This is a genomic window from Geodermatophilus sp. URMC 64 (genome assembly GCF_053502555.1).
Genome location: NZ_CP199955.1, coordinates 3,848,523 through 3,866,962 on the forward strand (window position 1 = coordinate 3,848,523; position 18,440 = coordinate 3,866,962).

19 protein-coding genes are annotated in these 18,440 nt (G+C 74.0%); 10 read left to right on the top strand and 9 right to left on the bottom strand.

Annotated elements, in window-relative coordinates:
• Positions 1-224 precede the first annotated feature (224 nt).
• The 3 genes from ACWIYF_RS18750 to rraA are packed head-to-tail and all read left to right on the top strand — an operon-like array spanning position 225 to position 2,634.
• The gene (locus ACWIYF_RS18750) at positions 225-914 is read left to right on the top strand and encodes a GntR family transcriptional regulator (RefSeq protein ID WP_448624343.1); all 690 of its coding nucleotides are present in this window, start codon (positions 225-227) and stop codon (positions 912-914) included.
• The gene (locus ACWIYF_RS18755) at positions 911-2,116 is read left to right on the top strand and encodes an MFS transporter (RefSeq protein ID WP_448624344.1); all 1,206 of its coding nucleotides are present in this window, start codon (positions 911-913) and stop codon (positions 2,114-2,116) included. Before ACWIYF_RS18750 ends, ACWIYF_RS18755 begins: the two co-directional genes overlap by 4 nt.
• A 41-nt stretch (positions 2,117-2,157) precedes the next feature.
• A complete protein-coding gene (gene rraA, locus ACWIYF_RS18760; RefSeq protein ID WP_448624345.1) occupies positions 2,158-2,634 on the top strand; it encodes a ribonuclease E activity regulator RraA in 477 nt (158 codons plus the stop codon).
• 5 nt (positions 2,635-2,639) lie between these two features.
• Here the strand turns inward: rraA and ACWIYF_RS18765 are convergent, their stop codons facing one another.
• From ACWIYF_RS18765 to ACWIYF_RS18790, 6 genes are all read right to left on the bottom strand, one after another.
• Complete coding sequence (locus ACWIYF_RS18765; protein ID WP_448624346.1) at positions 2,640-3,173, bottom strand: TIGR03086 family metal-binding protein; 534 nt, start codon at positions 3,171-3,173, stop codon at positions 2,640-2,642.
• A 59-nt stretch (positions 3,174-3,232) separates the two neighbouring features.
• Positions 3,233-4,258: an NAD(P)-dependent alcohol dehydrogenase gene (locus ACWIYF_RS18770; protein ID WP_448624347.1), complete on the bottom strand. Its 1,026-nt coding sequence runs from the start codon at positions 4,256-4,258 to the stop codon at positions 3,233-3,235.
• Positions 4,255-4,998, bottom strand: a complete 744-nt coding sequence (locus ACWIYF_RS18775) for a DUF4386 domain-containing protein (RefSeq protein ID WP_448624348.1) — start codon at positions 4,996-4,998, stop codon at positions 4,255-4,257. Before ACWIYF_RS18775 ends, ACWIYF_RS18770 begins: the two co-directional genes overlap by 4 nt.
• 19 nt (positions 4,999-5,017) lie before the next feature.
• On the bottom strand, positions 5,018-5,287 hold the full coding sequence (locus tag ACWIYF_RS18780) for a hypothetical protein (RefSeq protein ID WP_448624349.1): 270 nt from the start codon (positions 5,285-5,287) through the stop codon (positions 5,018-5,020).
• Positions 5,288-5,363: 76 nt separating this feature from the next.
• The gene (locus ACWIYF_RS18785; protein ID WP_448624350.1) at positions 5,364-8,066 is read right to left on the bottom strand and encodes a LuxR C-terminal-related transcriptional regulator; all 2,703 of its coding nucleotides are present in this window, start codon (positions 8,064-8,066) and stop codon (positions 5,364-5,366) included.
• A 156-nt stretch (positions 8,067-8,222) separates the two neighbouring features.
• Entirely contained in the window at positions 8,223-8,603 is a 381-nt protein-coding gene (locus ACWIYF_RS18790; protein ID WP_448624351.1) for a hypothetical protein, read from the bottom strand.
• A gap of 315 nt (positions 8,604-8,918) precedes the next feature.
• Here ACWIYF_RS18790 and ACWIYF_RS18795 point away from each other — a divergent pair, with 315 nt between their 5' ends.
• From ACWIYF_RS18795 to ACWIYF_RS18815, 5 genes are all read left to right on the top strand, one after another.
• Positions 8,919-9,764, top strand: a complete 846-nt coding sequence (locus tag ACWIYF_RS18795; RefSeq protein WP_448624352.1) for a mycofactocin-coupled SDR family oxidoreductase — start codon at positions 8,919-8,921, stop codon at positions 9,762-9,764.
• 320 nt (positions 9,765-10,084) lie between these two features.
• Positions 10,085-10,408 (top strand): TraR/DksA family transcriptional regulator, encoded by a 324-nt coding sequence (locus tag ACWIYF_RS18800; protein WP_448624353.1) that lies wholly within the window; start codon positions 10,085-10,087, stop codon positions 10,406-10,408.
• A gap of 15 nt (positions 10,409-10,423) precedes the next feature.
• Positions 10,424-11,701, top strand: coding sequence for an NAD(P)/FAD-dependent oxidoreductase (locus ACWIYF_RS18805; protein ID WP_448624354.1), 1,278 nt, complete (start codon positions 10,424-10,426; stop codon positions 11,699-11,701).
• A gap of 37 nt (positions 11,702-11,738) precedes the next feature.
• Positions 11,739-12,218, top strand: coding sequence for an STAS domain-containing protein (locus ACWIYF_RS18810; protein WP_448624355.1), 480 nt, complete (start codon positions 11,739-11,741; stop codon positions 12,216-12,218).
• Between the two features lie 251 nt (positions 12,219-12,469).
• Entirely contained in the window at positions 12,470-13,120 is a 651-nt protein-coding gene (locus tag ACWIYF_RS18815; protein ID WP_448624356.1) for a trimeric intracellular cation channel family protein, read from the top strand.
• Here ACWIYF_RS18815 and ACWIYF_RS18820 read toward each other — a convergent pair.
• On the bottom strand, positions 13,117-14,430 hold the full coding sequence (locus ACWIYF_RS18820) for an amidohydrolase (protein WP_448624357.1): 1,314 nt from the start codon (positions 14,428-14,430) through the stop codon (positions 13,117-13,119). The genes ACWIYF_RS18815 and ACWIYF_RS18820 overlap by 4 nt on opposite strands.
• Positions 14,431-14,499: 69 nt before the next feature.
• Between ACWIYF_RS18820 and ACWIYF_RS18825 the strand changes: the two genes are divergently transcribed.
• Together ACWIYF_RS18825 and ACWIYF_RS18830 are read left to right on the top strand one after the other, a co-directional pair.
• Positions 14,500-15,417, top strand: a complete 918-nt coding sequence (locus ACWIYF_RS18825) for a patatin-like phospholipase family protein (RefSeq protein WP_448624358.1) — start codon at positions 14,500-14,502, stop codon at positions 15,415-15,417.
• A complete protein-coding gene (locus ACWIYF_RS18830) occupies positions 15,414-16,115 on the top strand; it encodes a hypothetical protein (protein WP_448624359.1) in 702 nt (233 codons plus the stop codon). Before ACWIYF_RS18825 ends, ACWIYF_RS18830 begins: the two co-directional genes overlap by 4 nt.
• A gap of 67 nt (positions 16,116-16,182) precedes the next feature.
• Here ACWIYF_RS18830 and ACWIYF_RS18835 read toward each other — a convergent pair whose 3' ends face one another.
• Both ACWIYF_RS18835 and ACWIYF_RS18840 read right to left on the bottom strand, forming a co-directional pair.
• Positions 16,183-17,145, bottom strand: a complete 963-nt coding sequence (locus tag ACWIYF_RS18835; RefSeq protein ID WP_448624360.1) for an SMP-30/gluconolactonase/LRE family protein — start codon at positions 17,143-17,145, stop codon at positions 16,183-16,185.
• A 92-nt stretch (positions 17,146-17,237) separates the two neighbouring features.
• Positions 17,238-18,326: an SDR family oxidoreductase gene (locus tag ACWIYF_RS18840; RefSeq protein ID WP_448624361.1), complete on the bottom strand. Its 1,089-nt coding sequence runs from the start codon at positions 18,324-18,326 to the stop codon at positions 17,238-17,240.
• Positions 18,327-18,440 lie beyond the last annotated feature (114 nt).

Sequence of the window (18,440 nt, forward strand, 5' to 3'; positions counted from 1 at the left end):
CGGCAGCCGGTGTTGACGTGGCTGCCCGGTACCACGCACCGGGCGGTCACCTCTTGCAGACCGCGTAGTGCGGCGCCGAGCGACGCACCCTGCACTCTATAACCTATGAGGAAGATCCAATGGTGTGCTGCCCCCCAAGCCGTCAGGGTCCTTCTCGGTCCGGTGTGGCGATCCGACCCTCGCCGGGTGGGTAGGTTATAACCTGTTCACCGACAGGGGGTCCGATGACGCAACCGGCAGAGCTCTACGCGACGAAGAGCGACTTCGCCTACACGCGCGTGCGTGAGCTCATCCTTTCCGGCCGGCTCGAGCCCGGCTCCGTCATCAACCAGGCCCTGCTGGCCAGGGAGATCGGCATCAGCACGACGCCGCTGCGCGAGGCGCTGCGCCGGCTGATGCAGCAGGGCCTGGTCGAGCTGGACGCCCACCGCGACGCGCGGGTCACCCAGCTCGACGCCGAGGAGGCCCGCGATCTGCTCGAGGTGCGCCGCTCCCTCGACCCGATGGCCGCCTCGCTGGCCGCCGAACGCCGCACGAAGCAGGATCTCGCCGAGATGCGAGCCGGCCTGGAGGGGCTCGACGCACTGCCGAGCAACCCCTCCATGGCCCAGCTGATCGCCCATCGCCGGTTCCACACCGCGGTCTACCGCGCGTCGCACAACGCGCTGCTCATCGAGATGCTCGACGGCCTCTGGGACACCGCCGACCGCTACCGGCGACACGGCCTGCAGATCGAGCGCAGCCCGGAGGAGCGGGCCATGAAGGCCAACGAGCACACCCTGCTCTTCCAGGCCATCGCGGAAGGTGACGGCGAGACCGCCGCCGACGTGATGCGCGCCCACATCCGGACCAGCCTGGGGGCGAAGTCGGCCTGGCGTCTGGCGAAGCCGGCTGCCTCGTCGGACGAGTCTTGACCGGTGAGGACGTCGTCCGGGCCGGCCGGCCGGGGCGTCGCCTGCTGGCACTGCTGCTCGTCCACTCGGTGCTCACGCAGGTCATCACGTTCGTCGTCCGCCCGGCGGTGACCTACCGGGCCATCGAGCTCGACGTCCCCGGCGGATGGCTGGGCGCCCTCGCCGCCTCCTTCGCGGTCGTCCCTTTGCTGCTCGCGGTGCCCTCCGGTCAGGCCACCGACCGGTTCGGGGAGCGCCGAGTGATGCTGGTCGGCGCGTTGCTGCTGACCGCCTCGGCCGCCGTCCTGCTGTCCGCCGGCTCGACCCCGGCCGGGCTGATCGCCGGGATCGTCGTGCTCGGCACCGGGCATCTGCTCTGCGTCGTCGGGCAGCAGGCCGCGGTCGCGAATGCCGCGCCCGCCGGCACCTTCGACGCCGCCTTCGGCTACTACACCTTCGCCGCGTCGCTGGGCCAGGCCGTCGGCCCGGGCCTGATCATCGTCGCCGGGGGACGGCAGGCGGTGCCCGACACCGCCGCCCTGTTCCTGGTCTCGGTCGGGATCGGGATCGTCCTCACGCTCAGCGCCGTGTTCCTCCGAATGCCGCCCCGGCTGGCCTCGTCGCGGGAGCAGGAGGCCGGTGGGATGCGGACGCTGGTCCGCCTGCCCGGCCTGCTCCGAGCGCTGATGGTCAGCTGCATCGTGCTCGCCGCGGTCGACATCACGCTGGTCTACCTGCCCGCGCTCGGCGCCGACCGCGAGCTGGCCGCCGGCTTCATCGGGCTGCTCCTGACCCTGCGTGCCGTCGCCTCGATGACCTCGCGCCTCTTCCTGGGCCGGCTGGTGACCCTGCTCGGCAGGCGCCGCCTGCTGATCGGCACCGCGGTCCTGTCGGCGCTGTCGATGGCCGCCCTCGGCCTGCCGCTGCCGCCGGCCGCCATGGGCTGCCTCGTGGTCCTGCTGGGCCTGGGCCTCGGGGTCGGTCAGCCGCTGACGATGGCGTGGCTGGCGACGTCGGCACCGCCCGGGCTGCGCGGCCGGGCGATGTCGCTGCGCCTGACCGGCAACCGCCTGGGCCAGGTGGTCATCCCGTCCGCGGTCGGCGCGGTCGCCGCCGGCGTCGGCGCGGCCGGCGTCCTCTGGGCCACCGCCGCCGCGCTGGGCGTCGTCGCCACCCTCTCCCGCGGCCTGGCCGGGGACGCTCGCCCCCCGACCACGACCTGACCCTCCCCCGTCCCGCATCCACGCCGGCAGGAGGAACCCCCATGAGCTTCACGACCGCCGACCTGTACGACGAGCACGGCGACGAGCTCGGCTCGTGCGACCTGCAGTTCCGCCAGTTCGGCGGGCACCGCAGCTTCACCGGCCCGGTGACGACGGTCCGGTGCTTCGAGGACAACGCGCTGCTGAAGTCGACGGTCGAGCAGCCGGGCGAGGGCCGCGTCCTGGTCGTCGACGGCGGCGGGTCGGTGCACCGAGCCCTCATGGGGGACAGCATCGCCACGATCGCGGCCGACAACGGCTGGGCGGGAGTGGTCATCAACGGCGTGGTCCGGGACTCCGCGGTCCTGCCGAGCATCGCCGTGGGCATCAAGGCCCTGGGCTCGAACCCCCGCAGGAGCACCAAGAACGGCACCGGTGAGCGCGACGTCCCGGTGAGCTTCGGCGGGGTCACCTTCAACCCGGGCGATCAGGTGTGGTCCGACGACGACGGCGTCGTCGTCCTGCCCGTCACTCGCTGACGTCGTCAGACCGACCGGCCGGCGAACGCGGCCGCCCGCTGGTAGGCGTCCGCACCGTCGGGCGCCGGCTGCTCGGGACCGAACGCAACGCTCCGGTTGTCCTCCGTGAGGTTGGCCTGCATGAACGCCAGGCCGCGTTCGGCCACCTCCGCGTCGAGCGCGCCCGTCGAGCGGCCCGTGGCCTCGGCGAGGTCCCACGTGTGCACCGCGAACTCCGCGCACAGCCAGTCGAGGGCGACGGGTGCGTTCCCGGCATCGCGATCGCGCCACGCCCGGACGAGCTCGTCGGCGTGCGAGCGGAACGCGGCGGCGGGGTCGTCACCGGCCGAGGGCGTCGGTGCCGACCAGTCGATCGGCTCGCCCCGCACCATGCGGGTGAACCTCGTCGGCGCGGCGACGATGTGGTCGACCAGGTCCCGGACGGTCCACTGCTCGCACGGTGTCCCGTCGCCCAGCGCTGCGCGCGGGACGTCGTCGAGCAGGACGGCCAGCTGGTCCAGCGCCCGGCGCAGCACCGCCGGGTCGTCGTCGGAGGTCACCGATCCACGCTAGCGACGCCCCGGCCTGCGGAGAACAGCGAAGCGAACGGGGCGCCGGGTCACGACGACGCCTCCCCCGCCGACTGCCCGGTGGACGACGGCGCGGGACCGTCGCCGGGGATCCGGAGGACGACGTTGCCCCGCTTGCGCCCGGTGTCGACGAAGCGGTGCGCCTCGGCGACGTCGGCGAGGTCGTAGGTCCGGTCGCGGACCGCCCGGTACCGGCCGGCCTCGGCGAGGTCGACCAGGAAGCGCAGGTCGTCGCTGGTGGTCGTGCCGACGCGGCCGGTGACCAGGTGCCCGGTCCGCCGGCTGCGCAGGGGCGCCCGCAGCAGCCCGGGCAGGTCGGCGATCACGAGCAGCAGCGCGCCGCCCGGCTTCAGCAGGTGCCGGACGCGCTCGAACGGCGCGTTGCCGACGCAGTCGACGATCACGTCGTAGGTGGCCGCGTCGGCGGTGACGTCCTCGGTCGTGTGGTCGATCACCCGGTCGGCGCCGAGCGAGGTCACCAGCTCCCGGTTGGCGCCGCTGCAGACGCCGGTCACGTGCGCGCCGGCGTCCTTGGCCAGCTGCACCGCCGCGGTCCCGACGGCGCCCGACGCCCCGTTGACCAGGACCGCCGTCCCGGGTGCCAGGTGCGCCTGCCTCAGGAAGCCGCGGGCGGTGAGCCCGCCGAAGACCAGGGTGACGGCGTCCTCGAAGCCCATGTTCCGCGGCTTGCGCGCGATCGCGTCGCCCTTCCGGACTCGGGCGTACTCGGCGTGCCCGCCGAACCGGGCGTCCAGCATGGCGATCACCTCGTCGCCCGGCGCGAACCCCGTGACGCCCGCGCCGACGGCCTCGACGACGCCGGCGACGTCCATGCCCAGCACGCGACGCTTCGGCCGGAAGGCGCCGATGCCGAACGCGGCGAGCAGCCAGAGCCCGCGGGGCACCTCGCGGCTGCGGGCGCGGTGGTCGGCGGCGCTGACGGTGCTCGCGTGCACCCGGACGAGGACGTCGTCCCGGCCCACCGACGGCGTGGGGACCTGCTCGACGTGCACCTGCTCCGGTCCGCCGAAGCGGCGGTAGACCGCGGCCCTCACCGGGGGGCCCGAGCGGAGGGGAGGGCGGCGACGGCGGACGGCCGGAAGCCCTTGACGGTCAGGTAGACGCCGAGCGAGAACTCCCACACGGCGATCGGGAGCGCGGCCAGCGCAATCGGGCCCATCCTGTCGAAGACGCCGAAGAAGATCGCGATGTCGGCGGCGAGGAGCAGCGGGGCGCCGATGAGCCCCAGCGTGGGGAGGATGCGGGGCACGAGCCCCGAGCGGTACAGCACGTAGCCGAGGCACAGCGCGTTGAAGACCGGCATCAGGCTCTGCGAGAGCAGGAACGTCCAGTCGTAGACCGCGAGCAGGGTGGAGCCCGTGGTGACCAGCGACGCCGGGTCCGCGCCGGCGGTTCCGGCGACGTCGTTCCGCAGGGTGACGATCGACAGCATGCTGACGACCCCGACGATGATGAGGCTGCCCTCCACCACGCGGGAGGCGACGAATCCGAGGGCGGCCGTCTCGCTGACGCGCCGTGTCACCGGGAACAGCACGACGGCCGTGCCGATGCCGGCCAAAGCGACGACGACCTCGGAGAACGAACCCCACAGCACGCCGGTGTCGCTGCCGGCGCCCAGGACGAAGTCGGCGCCGTCCCGCGCGGGCTGGAACACGATCAGCGTGGGCACCGACACGAACGTGATCAGGTACAGGACGCCGGCGGCCAGGGAGGTCCGGCGCATCGGGTCGGCCGGCACCGTCGTCGACGGTGCGGGCGGGGTGGTGGTCGTCATGGCGGTCTCCTGAGTGGCTTCAGTGGGGTCGGCCAGGGGCCGGAGCGGGGTGGTCGGCGTCGAGCCGGGTGACCGAGACCAGAGGAAGGCCCAGGTCGCGGATCCGGGTCAGCACGCCGTGCAGGGCTGCCTGGTCGGCCACCGGGCCTGACAGGACGGTGGTGCCGTCGCCGGCGGGGCTGACGGTCATCCCGTCGAACCAGGCCGCCCAGCGGGGGTCGAGGCGGCCCCCGAGGCGGATCTCGTAGCGGCTCGAGTCGGCACGTCGGCCGCTCGTGCTCTCCGTCATGGAGGGAACGTAGGAAGAGGGGGGTGAGAACGGATCACCATGTGTGGTGATCCGGGTGGTGAGCGACGGCCGGTGCCTACCGGTCGGAAGCCAGCAGGTCGAGTTCCTCGCCCCGGCGGACGGCCGCGCGGCGGCTGGTCACGCCCAGCTTGGCGTAGATGTTCTTGGTGTGGGTGCGGACGGTGTTCACCGACACGAACAGCTGCCGGGCGATGTCCGGGCCGTCGAGATCGGTGCCGAGCAGCCGCAGCACCTCCAGCTCGCGCGCGCTCAGCGGATCGACCAGACGCGGTGACGCCGGCGCGGCCTCCGGGGAGGGCAGGAGCCGGCGGGCGTAGCCGGCGGCGGTGCCCCCCGAGGCGGCCGCGGTCAACAGACCGGTCATGGGCCGCCCTTCGTCGAGGAGGATCCGGGCGTAGCCCTGCGGTTCGGCCAGCGTCAGCGCCCGCCGCAGCGCCGCCAGCGCTGCGACCATGTCGCCGCGGGCCTGCTCGGCGAGGGCCTGCACCACCAGCACCTCGAGGACGCTGCCGGTCCGCCCGCCCTCTTCCGCCGCCTGCAGCAGCCGGGCCAGCAGCCGCGCCGCCCCGGCGATCGAGCGCTCGTCGCCGTCGGCCGCGAACCGGGCGACCAGCGCGCGGGCCAGGGCGACGTGCTCGAACTCGCGCAGGTAGTCCGGGTCGTCGTCGACGGACAATCCCCGCTCCCCCGCCCAGGCCAGCGCGTCGGCCCACCGGCCCTGTCGGGCGTACAGCCGTGCCCGCAGCGCGGGGATCGGGCGCACCTCGGGGAAGAAGTCGCCGACGTAGCGGCGCTCGGCGTCGTCGAGGAGGGCGAGCGCGCCGTCGGGGTCGCCCCCGGCCTCGTGGACGCGGGCCATGGCGACCCGCCGGCGGTACGGATTCTGCGGCATGCCCACGTGCTCGCCCAGGTCCTCGGCGGCGGCGAGGTGGCCCCGGGCGGCGTCGAGCTCGCCGCGTTCGGTCAGCACCCCGGCGATGCCGACGTGCATGTCCGCCGCTCCGCGCAGCACCTGCCCGGTCTCCGGGGTCACCAGGCGCAGCGCCCGCTCGTAGGTGGCCATCGCGGCGCCGAGCCGGCCCTGCGCGAGGCGGATGTCGGCCAGCGCGATCGAGCAGCCGGCCACGTCCGACAGGTGCCCGGCCCGCTCCAGGTGCACCGCGGCGTCGGCGTACCAGCGGTAGCCGCCATCCAGGTCCCCGCTCCCCCAGTACGCGAGCCCGAGGAGGCCGGCGGCGGCTCCGCGGCCGAGGTGGTCGTCCGCGCCGGCGCGGTCGAGCGCCTGCCCGGCATGGGTGATCGTGCCGGCCGCGTCGCCGGACAGGAGGGCCTGACCGGCGCGGTACATCGAGATCGCGGTGGGGATGCGACGGAACGCCTCGTGGTCCACGACGACCATCTCCGCCGACGGCGCGGGAGGGTCTTGGCCGCCGGCCAGCCACCGCTCGGCGTCCCGCAGCCGCGCCTCGACCCCCTCGATCTCGCCGTGGATCATCAGCGCGCCGGCGTATCCGACGCTGAGCACCGGCCGGGACCGGAGCACCTCGTCCGGCAGGGCCTCCAGCCAGCGGCGCATGGTGGCCTCCTGCCGGCCCTGCTGCAGTGCCGGCAGCGTCAGCTCGACGAGGTCCGCCGCCCGTGCGACGTCCCCGCCGGCCAGCGCGTGACCGATGGCCTCGGCCCGGTCGCCGTTGCGCTCGTGCCAGTCGCCCGCCCGCCGGTGCAGCTCGGCCACGGCGTCGGGTTGCTCGTCGAGCAGGTGCGCCTGCAGGACGTCGGCGAACAGGTGGTGGTAGCGGTACCACCGGCGGCGGTCGTCGAGCGGCACCAGGAACAGGTTGCCCCGCTCCAGGGCGGCCAGCATCGCCTTGCCGTCGTCCCGGCCGGTGACCGCGTCGCACAGCGGGCCGGTCAGCCGGCCGAGGATCGAGGTCTGCAGCAGGAAGCCGCGGATCCGCTCCGGCTGGCGCGCCAGGACCTCGTCGACCAGGTAGTCGACGATGTAGCGGTCGTCCCCGGCGAAGCCCGCGACGAAGCCGCTGACGTCGTCGCGGCCCTGCATCGACAGCGCCGCGAGCTGCAGCGCGGCGATCCATCCCTCGGTGCGCCCGTCCAGCGCGGCGACGTCACCGGCGGTCAGGGCCAGCCCCATGACGCCGGTCAGGTACTCCGCGGCCTCCTCGGGCGTGAACCGCAGATCGGCGGCCCGCAACTCGACCAGCTCACCGCGCCCGCGCCACCGGGCCAGCGGCAGCGGCGGGTCGGCGCGGCCGGCGAGCACGAGGTGGACCTGCGCCGGCAGGTGCTCCACCAGGAACGCCGTCCCGTCGTGGATCTGGGGCGACTCGATGACGTGGTAGTCGTCGAGCACGAGGACGACGTCGTCCGGGAGGGTGGCGAGGTCGTTGACCAGCGCGCCCAGGACCGCCTCCGCCGACGACTGCGGCGACGACAGGAGCCCCAGCGCGCCCACCCCGACATCGGGCGCCGCCGTCCGGAGCGCGGCGATCAGGTAGGCCCAGAACAGCGCCGGGTCGTTGTCCCGCGGGTCGAGCGAGAGCCACGCCACCGACCGCCCGTCCGCGGAGCCCAGCCACTCGGTCAGCACGGTGGTCTTACCGAAACCGGCCGGCGCGGAGACAAGCGTGAGGGGCGCGTCGTCCGCCCGGCGCAGGCGCTCGATCAGTCGCGCCCGCGCCACCAGGCCGCGGCGCCGCCGGGGGACGTGGAGCTTCGTCTCGAGCAGTGGTCCCGCCATGTCCCCATCTTCGCGGGGGCCGTCCTCGTCGTCGGCACCGCTCGTCCTCGACCAGCCGGGACGGGCGGACCGTCACCACCGGGCACCGGCCGAGCCGTCGACACCCACGACCTCCCGCAGCCGCACGGTCCCGTCGACCGACGCTGCTCCGCAGGCTCAGTCCGCCTCCGGCCTGCGCCGCGGGCGGCCGGGCGACGCGTCGTCCCCCGGCTCCTGCCCCGTCCCGCCGGTTTCCGGGAGCCCGCCGACCATCGGCAGGCAGGTCGTCGTGCACGCCCTGCCCAGCTCCGGCCAGTAGCGCCACAGCAGCCATCCCAGCGCCGCGGCGGCGCCGATCCCCAGCCCCGCGACCGGCGCCCCGACGAGGACGAACATGATCGCGATGCAGACACCGCCGATCGCGAGGGCGCGCACCCCGTCGCCTCCGCGGGACCTCCGGGTCCACGGCTGACCGCCGGTCCCGTCGCGCTCCCCCGCCTCGGCCGCGTACGACCGCTCGATCTCCTTCCAGGCCCGCTGTTCCTGATCACTGAGCACGGTCCACCTCCTCCTGCCCCCACCATGCGGGAGCCGACGGCACCCCGGCCAGGGCCGCCGCCGGTCACCTCGCCCGGGTCGTCCTTACCGGCTACCGGCAACGAAGCCGGCCGATCGCAGTCCGAGCAGTCGCGGGGGCCATGCGGAGCGGCGTCCGTCGCCACCTTGCCGACGACCGGCAAGGTGGCGGTGCCGGAATCGGCCGGTCGCTGCCCTGATCCGGCGACCTGCGGGCGAGCACAGTGAGGCCAGGTCGCGGGAGCCGCGGTTCCCGCAGAGCGGTGTCGTCCGGACACCAGGAGGAGAGGAAGCGCCATGGCAGGGCGAGCAGAAGGCAAGGTCGTGCTCATCACCGGGGCCGCCCGCGGCCAGGGGCGGTCGCACGCGGTCCGGCTCGCCGAGGAGGGCGCGGACATCATCGCGGTGGACATCGCCGCCCCCATCGGCAGCGTCACCCCGGAGTTCTACCCGGCAGCGACGCCGGAGGACCTGGCCGAGACCGTGCGGCAGGTGGAGAAGCTGGACCGGCGGATCGTCGCCAAGCAGGCCGACGTCCGCGACATCGAGGGCCTCACGGCCGCGATCGACGACGGCGTCGCGCAGCTGGGCCGGCTGGACGCGGTGATCGCCAACGCCGGGATCTTCACGTTCGGCACCGAGACCCACAAGGTGCCCGAGCAGGCGTGGCAGGACCTGATGGACGTCAACCTGACCGGGGTCTGGCACACCGTCAAGGCGGCGACGCCGCACCTGCTGGCGGCCGGCGGCGGCAGCTCCGTCACCCTCATCAGCTCGCTGGCGGGCTTCAAGGGGCTGGCCAACGTCGCGGCCTACACGACCACCAAGCACGGCGTCGTCGGGCTGATGAAGGTCCTGGCCAACGAGCTGGGGCAGCACGGCATCCGGGTGAACACCGTCCACCCGAACGCCGTCGACACGCCCATGGTGAAGAACGAGACGACCTACCGGCTGTTCCGGCCGGACCTGGAGCACCCGACGCTCGAGGACGCCGAGCCGGCCTTCGGCGGGCTCAATCCCTTCGGGATCGGGTTCATCGACCCGCTGCACGTGTCCCACGCCGTCCTGTTCCTGACCTCCGACGAGGCCCGGTACATCTCCGGCACGCAGCTGTCGGTCGACGCCGGCGCCGCGATCCGGTGAGCGGACGTGGGTGGCGGGGGGCCTGCCGGCCGTCGGCAAGGACCAGGGGTGCCAGTTGACCGGCGGCCGACCTATGTGGCGACCGCTGCGGCGGTGGAGGGTCGGGTTCCGCGACGGCGGTCAGGCGGCGAGGAGGTGACCGGGGTGGACACAGGGACGTCGGCACCGGTGCGCTCGACGGTCCTTCTGGATGTGCTCCGACGCAGTCAGGACCGGGCGCCGCCGGGAGCGGACCGACCTCACCGAGGTCGCACACCACGTCCCGACGCGCGCTTCCACCGACCGGTGGGCGCGCTTTTCGTTTCTGGAGGAGAGCACACATGTCCGTTCCCATGATCACGCCGACGCCGACCGCGACGCGGTGGGACTCCTTCCGGGTCCTGCTCGAGGAGCAGCGCGCCGACTGCGTCCGGCAGCGCGAGCTGGCGCTGGCGGAGGCGGCCACCGCGATGCCGGATCCGGTCGCGATGAGCCGCGCCGCGAGCCTGCTGCACACCATCGACGAAATCGATGCGGCGCTCGACCGGATCGCCGACGGCACCTACGGCGTGTGCGCGCACTGCCGGGTCGACATCCCCCTCGAGCGGCTGGAGTTCCGGCCCTTCGCGGCCGGCTGCGTGGCCTGCCAGGCCTCGGTGCGCTGATCGGCCGGCGCGGACATGTCCCACATCCCCCAGGGGCCGGCGTTCGTGGCCGGCCCACCGAAACGCGTGGCGGTGATCGGCGCCGGCATGGTCGGCCTGTCCTGCGCCTGGTTCCTGCAGGAGGCCGGCGTGCAGGTCACCGTCTACGAACGTGACCACGTGGCCGCCGGCGCCTCCTGGGGCAACGCCGGCTGGCTGACCCCGGCCCTGACCGCCCCCCTGCCCGAGCCGGCGGTGCTGCGCTACGGCCTGCGTGCGGTGCTCAGCCCGCGCTCCCCGGTGTACCTGCCGCTGCGCGCCGACACCACGCTGGTGCGCTTTCTCACCGGCTTCGTCGCGCACAGCACCGCGCGGGCGTGGCGGCGGGGCATGGCCGCCTACGTGCCGCTCAACGAGCGCGCCCTGGAGGCGTTCGACGTGCTCGCCGCCGGCGGGGTGCTGGCGCCCACCCACCGCGCCGAGTCGTTCCTGGCCTGCTTCCGCACCGAACGCGAGGCCGAGCGGCTGTGCGTCGAACTCGAGCAGATCCGCGCCGCCGGGCAGCACGCCGGCTTCCACCCGGTGACCGGCTGGCGGGTGCGCACGGTGGAGCCGACGCTGACCGAGAGCGTGGGCGCGGCCGTGCAGATCCACGGACAGCGGTACCTCCACCCACCGGAGTTCCTCACCAGCCTCGCCTTCGCGGTGCAGGCCCGCGGCGGCGAGGTCGTCCAGGGCACCGACGTGGCGCATCTGCAGCACCGCCCCGGCGGCGTCACCGTCGTCACGGACGCCGGGGACCGGCTGCGGCACGACGCCGTCGTCCTCGCCACCGGCGCGGAGCTGGCGCGACTGGCCGCCCCGTTCGGGGTGCGGTGGCCGGTGCAGGCCGGGCGCGGCTACAGCTTCAGCGTGCCCGTCGAGCGGATGCCGCACGGCCCGCTGTACTTCCCGACCCAGCGGGTTGCGTGCACGCCGCTGGGTGAGCGGCTGCGGGTGGCCGGGATGATGGAGTTCCGCCGTCCCGGCGATCCGCTCGACCCGCGCCGCATCGCCGCGATCGTCGACGCCGTCCGCCCCTTCCTGCGGGGCGTGGACCTGGACGACCGGCGCAACGAGTGGGTCGGCTCCCGCCCCTGCACTCCCGACGGGCTGCCGCTGCTCGGGCCCACCGCCTCGCCGCGGGTGTTCGTCGCCGGCGGCCACGGCATGTGGGGCATCTCGCTCGGCCCGATCACCGGCCAGTTGATGGCGCAGGCGGTGCTCAAGGGTGAGACCCCGCCCGAGCTGGCCCCGTTCGATCCGCTGCGCTGACCGGCCCGGCATTCCTCTTCCGCAAGGAGCAACCCCCGTGCTGCACCCCACCGCCCGCCGCTCCGCTCCCGGCCCCGGTCCGCTGCTGTCGGTGACCACCCTTCCCGACCCGCGGCCGGGTCGGGTGGTCGTCGAGGTCGTCGGCGAGGTCGACGCCTACACCGCCCCCGCGCTGGACGTCTGCCTGCAGTCCCAGGCGCGCCAGCCCGGCGTCCGTGAACTGGTCGTCCACCTGGGGCAGGTGACGTTCCTCGGCGCGGCCGGGGTCACGGTGCTGGCGCAGGCGGACCGCCGCTGCCGGATGCGCGGCGCCCGGCTGGTGATCCGCACCGGCGGCCGGCGCGCCGTGCTCCGCCCGCTGCGCCTCAGCGGTCTGACCGATGTCGTGGCCGTCGACCCGGCCGAGCGCGACCGCCCGCAGCCGCGGACCCCGCGGACGACCGGGCGGCCACGAACCGGCCCACGTCGCCCGTCGGCGCGCCGCCCCGGGGGGCGGCTGCTCAGCAGCGGCCAGTAGCGGGACCTGCGGCTCCGAATCGTTCAGCACGGCCACTCCTTGCCGACTCACCATGCCGACGACAGCGCCTCCGGCCACGTGCCTGCCCGGTCGGATGGGGCAGGCTGGCCTTGCCGATCCCCGGCAATTCCACGGGAAGGAGCGCAGATGCCGCACAACGCCGGACGTCGGCCTCCCGGCCGGCGCGCGACAGCGTCGGAGGACGCTCGGAGGAGGGCGGTCCGGCCGCCGAGCCCTGGTAGAACCGCGGGATGGGTTCGGAGGCGCTGCTGCTCCTCGCGCTGGACCTCGCCGGCACGTTCGCGTTCGCCCTCAACGGCGCGCTGACCGCACTGCGGGTGACCCGGCTGGACATCGTCGGCGTCGTCACCCTCGGCATGATCACCGCGCTCGGTGGCGGGATCATCCGCGACGTCCTGCTCGACAGCCTCCCGCCGGCCACCTTCAGCGACTGGCGCTACCTCGCCGTCGCGGCCGGCGGCGGTCTCGTCGCCTTCCTCTTCGGCCGCCACCTGGAGCGGCTGAACACCCCGATCACCGTGCTGGACGCCGCGGGCCTGAGCCTGTTCGCGGTCACCGGCGCCAGCAAGGCGCTCGACCTGGGGCTGGGCCCCGCGCAGGCGGTCATCCTGGGCGCGGTCACCGGCGTGGGCGGTGGAACCCTCCGCGACGTCCTGGTCCGGGAGATCCCCTCGGTGCTGCGCAGCGGCCTCTACGCCATCCCGGCCCTGGTCGGCGCCACGGCCACGGTGGTGGTCACGGTGCTCGACGGCTACGGCCTGGCCTCCGCGCTGGCCGCGGCCGCGCTCTGCTTCGGCATCCGGATGGTCGGCGTCCGTTTCGACCTCAACGCGCCGACGCCCCGGAGACCGCCCGGAACTGGGCCCGGCGGCGATCCCTAGGGGGCCAGCCAGGCCAGCGCGCCGACGACGAGCGCCTGGGTGCCGGTGTCCAGCGTCGGCTGGAGGACCGGGGCGAAGCGGGCGGAGTGGTTGACCGGGATGTCCTGGGCGATCCGGCCCGCCTGCTCGGCGGCGTCGTAGACCGCGGCGTCGATCCCGCCGACGAACCAGTAGGTGTAGGGCACGCCCAGCGCGTCCGGGATGTCGCTGAAGTCCTCGCTGGCCGACTGCGGGCCGGCCGGGGCGGCCCGCTCGCCGAAGAAGTCCGCGAACGCCTCGGCCACCCGCTCGGTGGTCGGCGGGTCGTTGTCGGTCAGCGGGAAGTGGTCGAACAGCTCGAACTCCGGCTCCTTCGGGCAGCCGGAGGCCTGGCACTCCGCGGTCACGATCCGCCGGACGGCCATCAGGATCGTCGTGCGGGTCGAGTCGCTGAACGTGCGGATGTTGAGCTGCAGCGTGGCGGAGTCGGGGATGACGTTGCTCTTCGTCCCGGCCTGGAGGCTGCCGACCGTCAGCACGGCCGTCTCCCCGGGGGCGACCTCGCGGGAGACGACGGTCTGCAGCCGGACGACGATCATCGCGGCCAGGACCACGGGGTCGATCGCGGCCTGGGGCATCGAGCCGTGCGCCCCACGCCCGTGCACGACGATGCGCATGCTGTCCGCGGTGCTCAGCGCCGGGCCGGCGAGCGTGCCCACCCGCCCGGCCGGCAGCGGCAGCACGTGCTGTCCCAGGGCCACCTGCGGAGCCGGGATCAGCTCGGCGAGCCCGGACCCGACCATCCGCCGCGCGCCGTCACCGACCTCCTCGGCCGGCTGGAACAACGCGATCAGCGTTCCGCTCCAGTGCTCCCGGGCGTCGGCGAACAGCTGCGCGGCCCCGGCCAGGCACGCCACGTGCATGTCGTGGGCGCAGGCGTGCATCACGGGCAGCTCGTTGCCGTCGGCGTCGGTGGCGGTGACCTCGCTGGCGTAGGCCAGACCGGTCTGCTCGCGCACCGGCAGCGCGTCCATGTCCGCCCGCAGCAGCACCGTCGCGCCGTCCCCGTTGCGCAGGACGCCGACGACGCCGGTCCCGCCCACCCGCTCGTGCACCTCGAACCCCGCACTCCGGAGCCGACCGGCCACCAGGCCTGCCGTCCGTGTCTCCTGGTGCGAGAGCTCGGGGTGCTCGTGGACGTCGCGGTACAGCTCTTCCTGCCACGGCCTCGTGGTGCGCAGACCGGCGAGGACGGCGGACACGGCTGATTCGGAGACCATGGCGCCCTCCACGACGACAGGGCGGATCTGCCCGCCTCCGGGGGGTTCCACGCGCGCGGGGTAAGAAGTCCGCCCGCGCCGACACCAATCAGACGTGGGAGCGCGAGCAGGTCACCGGCGATGACGACGGCGTTCGTCCTGTCCGGCGGCGGCAGCCTCGGCGCGGTCCAGGTCGGCATGCTGCGGGCGCTGGCCGAGCGGAGGATCACCCCGGACCTGCTCGTGGGCACGTCCGCCGGGGCGCTCAACGCCGTCTTCGTCGCGGCGCACGGAACCGGGCCTGCCGCGCTCGACCGGCTCGCCGCCACCTGGGTCGGGCTGCGGCGGGACGACGTCTTCCCGGTGCGGGCGCCGCAGATGCTGCTCGCGCTGGCCGGCGCCCGCGACTCGCTGTGCGCGCACGACGGCCTGGAACGCCTGGTGCGGCGGCACGTGGCGCTGGCGAGCCTGCAGGACGCCCCCATCCCGGTGCACCTCGTGGCCACCGACCTGCTGTCCGGCGAGGAGGTGCTGCTCTCCGACGGGGACGTGCTCAGCGCCGTCCTGGCCAGCAGCGCCGTCCCTGCCGTCCTGCCGCCGGTGCAGCGGGACGGGCGGACCCTCATCGACGGCGGACTGGCCGACAACGCGGCCATCTCGCAGGCGGTCGCCCTCGGCGCCGACCGGGTCTACGTGCTGCCGACCGGCTACGCCTGCGCGCTCCCGTCACCGCCCACCCGGCCGCTCGCGGTCGCCGTCCAGGCCCTGACCCTGCTCGTGCAGCAGCGGCTCATCGCCGACGTCGCGCTGTACGCCGACCGGGTCGACCTCGTCGTCCTCCCGCCGCTGTGCCCGCTGCGCATCTCGGCGGTCGACTTCCGCCACGCGGCCGTGCTGGCCCGGCGGGCCCACGCCTCCGCCGCTGCCTGGCTGGACAGCGGCGCGGCCTCGCTGCCGAGGCCGGAACGGATCCTGGGCCTGCACGGCCACCCGTCCGAGGACGAGCACCGCCGACGCCCGGCACCCGGTTCCGGCCTCGACCGAAAGGACGTGTCATGACGACCCTCCCGGTGTCCCGCCGCCGCCCCGTGGCGATCACCCTGCTCATCGCGGCGCTGCTGTGCGGACTGCTGGTCGCGCTCACCGCCGGCCGGCAGGCGGACGCCGCGCCGGGGCCCGGTCACGGCCACGACCACGCCTCCGGGCTGCCGACGGCGGCGCAGGTCGCCTTCCACGACCAGATGCGCACGCTCTGGGAGGACCACATCACCTGGACACGGCTGGCGATCGTCACCTTCGCCGACGGGTCGGCCGGCTTCGACGCCACGGCTGCCCGGCTGCTGCAGAACCAGGTGGACATCGGTGACGCCGTCGAGCCGTTCTACGGCCCGGCCGCCGCCGACCAGCTGACCGCGCTGCTGCACGACCACATCACCATCGCCGTGGAACTCCTGACGGCCGCGAAGGCGGGCGACACCGCGGCGTTCGACGACGCCAACGCCCGCTGGTACGCCAACGCCGATCAGATCGCGGAGTTCCTGGCCGCCGCCAACCCCCGCTTCTGGGCCGCCGACCTGCTGCGCGACGCCATGAAGACCCACCTCGACCAGACGCTGGTCGAGGCGTCGGCGGAGCTGACGGGCGACTACGCGGGCAGCGTCGCCGGCTACGAGGAGATCCACCACCACATCCTCGAGATGGCCGACCTGCTCAGCTCGGGGATCATGAGCCAGTTCCCCGACCGCTTCCGTCACTGAGCACGGACGCGGCGCCGGCCCGGCCGGGTGCTGTCACCCGGCCCGGCCGTGCCGCGACCCGCCCGGCTCACCAGGGCAGCCGCTGGGCGACCACCTCGAACGGGGCGGTGGGTGCCTGCTCGTCGAACCGGCTGTCGACCAGCAGCAGGCGCCCGCGGGCCTCCTTGCCGGTGGTGAAGACGCGGTCCGGGTCGGTAGGGGTCTCGCGCAGGAGCCGGGCGGCGTCGGCGTCCCGGTCGAGGTGCAGCGTGGTGATCACACGGGCCTGGTTGCGGATCACGATCAGCGTCGATCCCCGCAGCACGAGGCCGTCGGCGTCGGTCAGGTCGACGTCACCGGTGTCGATCCGGGTGGCCTCCCGCGTGCGCAGGTCGAAGCGCCACAGGATTCCGGTGTTCCCCTGGGCGACGACGAGGGCACACTCGTCGGGCGACACCACGATGCCGCCGAGGTTGAACCCCTCCTGCGTGGCGATGGTGGCGGTGGCGTCCGCCCACAGGCTCACCTGCCACTCGCCGTGCTCGCGGCCGACCCGGAAGATCTGCGGGGCGTTGGAGTTGGTGAAGTACGCCGCGCCGTCGGGGCCGATGGTCACGTCGTTGAGGAAGGCGTTCTCCACGCCGACGTCGAGGGCCGCGAGGAGGTCGCCGTCGGCGGCGTAGATCCACAGGTCGGGTCGGTCGGTGTCGATCCCGTTGGGCCCGCCGGCGATGTAGACCCGGCCGCGGTGGTCGGTGGTGATGCCGCGGGCGGTGGTGCGCCCGTCCGCGCCCTCGTCCAGCCACACCTCGGTCTCCCCGGTGCGGACGTCGCCGCGGTGGATCTCGCCGCCGGTGGTCTCGCTGACGTAGAAGGTCCGCTCGGCCGGGTCCACGCCGATGCCCTCGAACTTCGACACGCCCTCGTCGCCGTCCAGCAGGTAGACGTCGGGCCGGTCGCCGTGCCGGTCGTCGGCGGCGGCCGCGGGCACGCCGAGCAGCGACACGCCGAGCGACAGCGCGACGGTGGCAGGGACGAGTGGACGGCGCATGGGAACTCCCGGGGTCGATGGATGCGGGTCCGCGCTCCGCAGGGTTACCCCGGGGGCCCGTCGGTCGATCGGCGCGCGTCGAGGAGTTCCGGTCACTGCGCCGGCGGCAGCACCTTGCGCTCCTGCAGCACCCGCAGCCAGTAGCAGAACGACTCCTCGGTGTCGTACGTCTCGCAGAACCCGGCCTGCTTGATCTTCACCGTGCTGACGAAGGCCGGCGGCGGTAGCTCGGTGGCGCCGTAGGCGAAGCAGAAGTCGGCGTAGTGGTGCGATTCGCCGAGCAGTTCCGGCATCGAGATCGGGCGCAGCTCGTGCCGCTGCACGATCCGGTCCCACACCTCGGCCCGAGCCGGGAGGAACTCGGCGAGGCTGAGCGGCTCGTCCGGACCCACCTCGACACCGAGCACCTCGGCCATCGCCGGCCACAGGTCCCGCCACGAGAAGACCTCACCGTTGGTGAGGTTGAAGTGCTGGGCATCGGCCTGCGGAGCGGTGGCCGCCCAGCGGATGGCGTGCGCGACCAGCCGGGTGTCCACCGCCTCCCACACGTAGGGCACCCCGCCGGGGAAGCTGAACGGGCGTCCCTCCTCCCGGCAGATGGCCGCGTAGGCGCCGATGACCGGCGGGAGGTTCATCACCACGCCGTAGTTCGGCCCCACGATCAGCTGCGGCCGGAAGATCGTGTACCGCAGGCCCCGCTCGGTGGCCTTCTCCTTGAGGTAGTCCTCCTGCAGCCAGTAGAAGTTCTCGTGCTGGTCGCGCGGCTGCCGTTCCCTGGCGGGGATGCGCATCGGGTGCAGGTGGATCCCGTAGGCCTTCGTCCCCTGCAGCAGCGTCACGTGCTCCAGCGCCGAGTCACCGGCCAGCGGCTCGATGAGGTGCTCCAGCATCGCCAGGTTCGTCTGCATCTGGTCCTGCTCGGTCCAGCCGGCGATCAGGCCGGGCTTCTCGAAGACCGCGGCATAGACCACATGGCTGACGTCGCCGATGCCGGCGAAGGCCGCCTTGCACGCCGCCTCGTCCTGTAGATCGACGGGCAGATGCGTGAACGGACGGTCGGAGAACACCTCGGGCCGGCGTCGCGAGACGGCGACGACGTCCCAGTCCTCCTCCAGGAAGGCGTCCACGGTGGCCGCACCCACCAGTCCGCTCGCCCCGGCGATCAGCACCCGCTTGACCATGATCTCCCCCTGCGGCTCGGCATCGGCTTCCCACCGGAGACGCTGTCAGCGGGCAGGACCGGGCACAAGAGCCGCGCGTAGCAGGGTTCGTCCCGGCCCGGACGACGTCGCGTC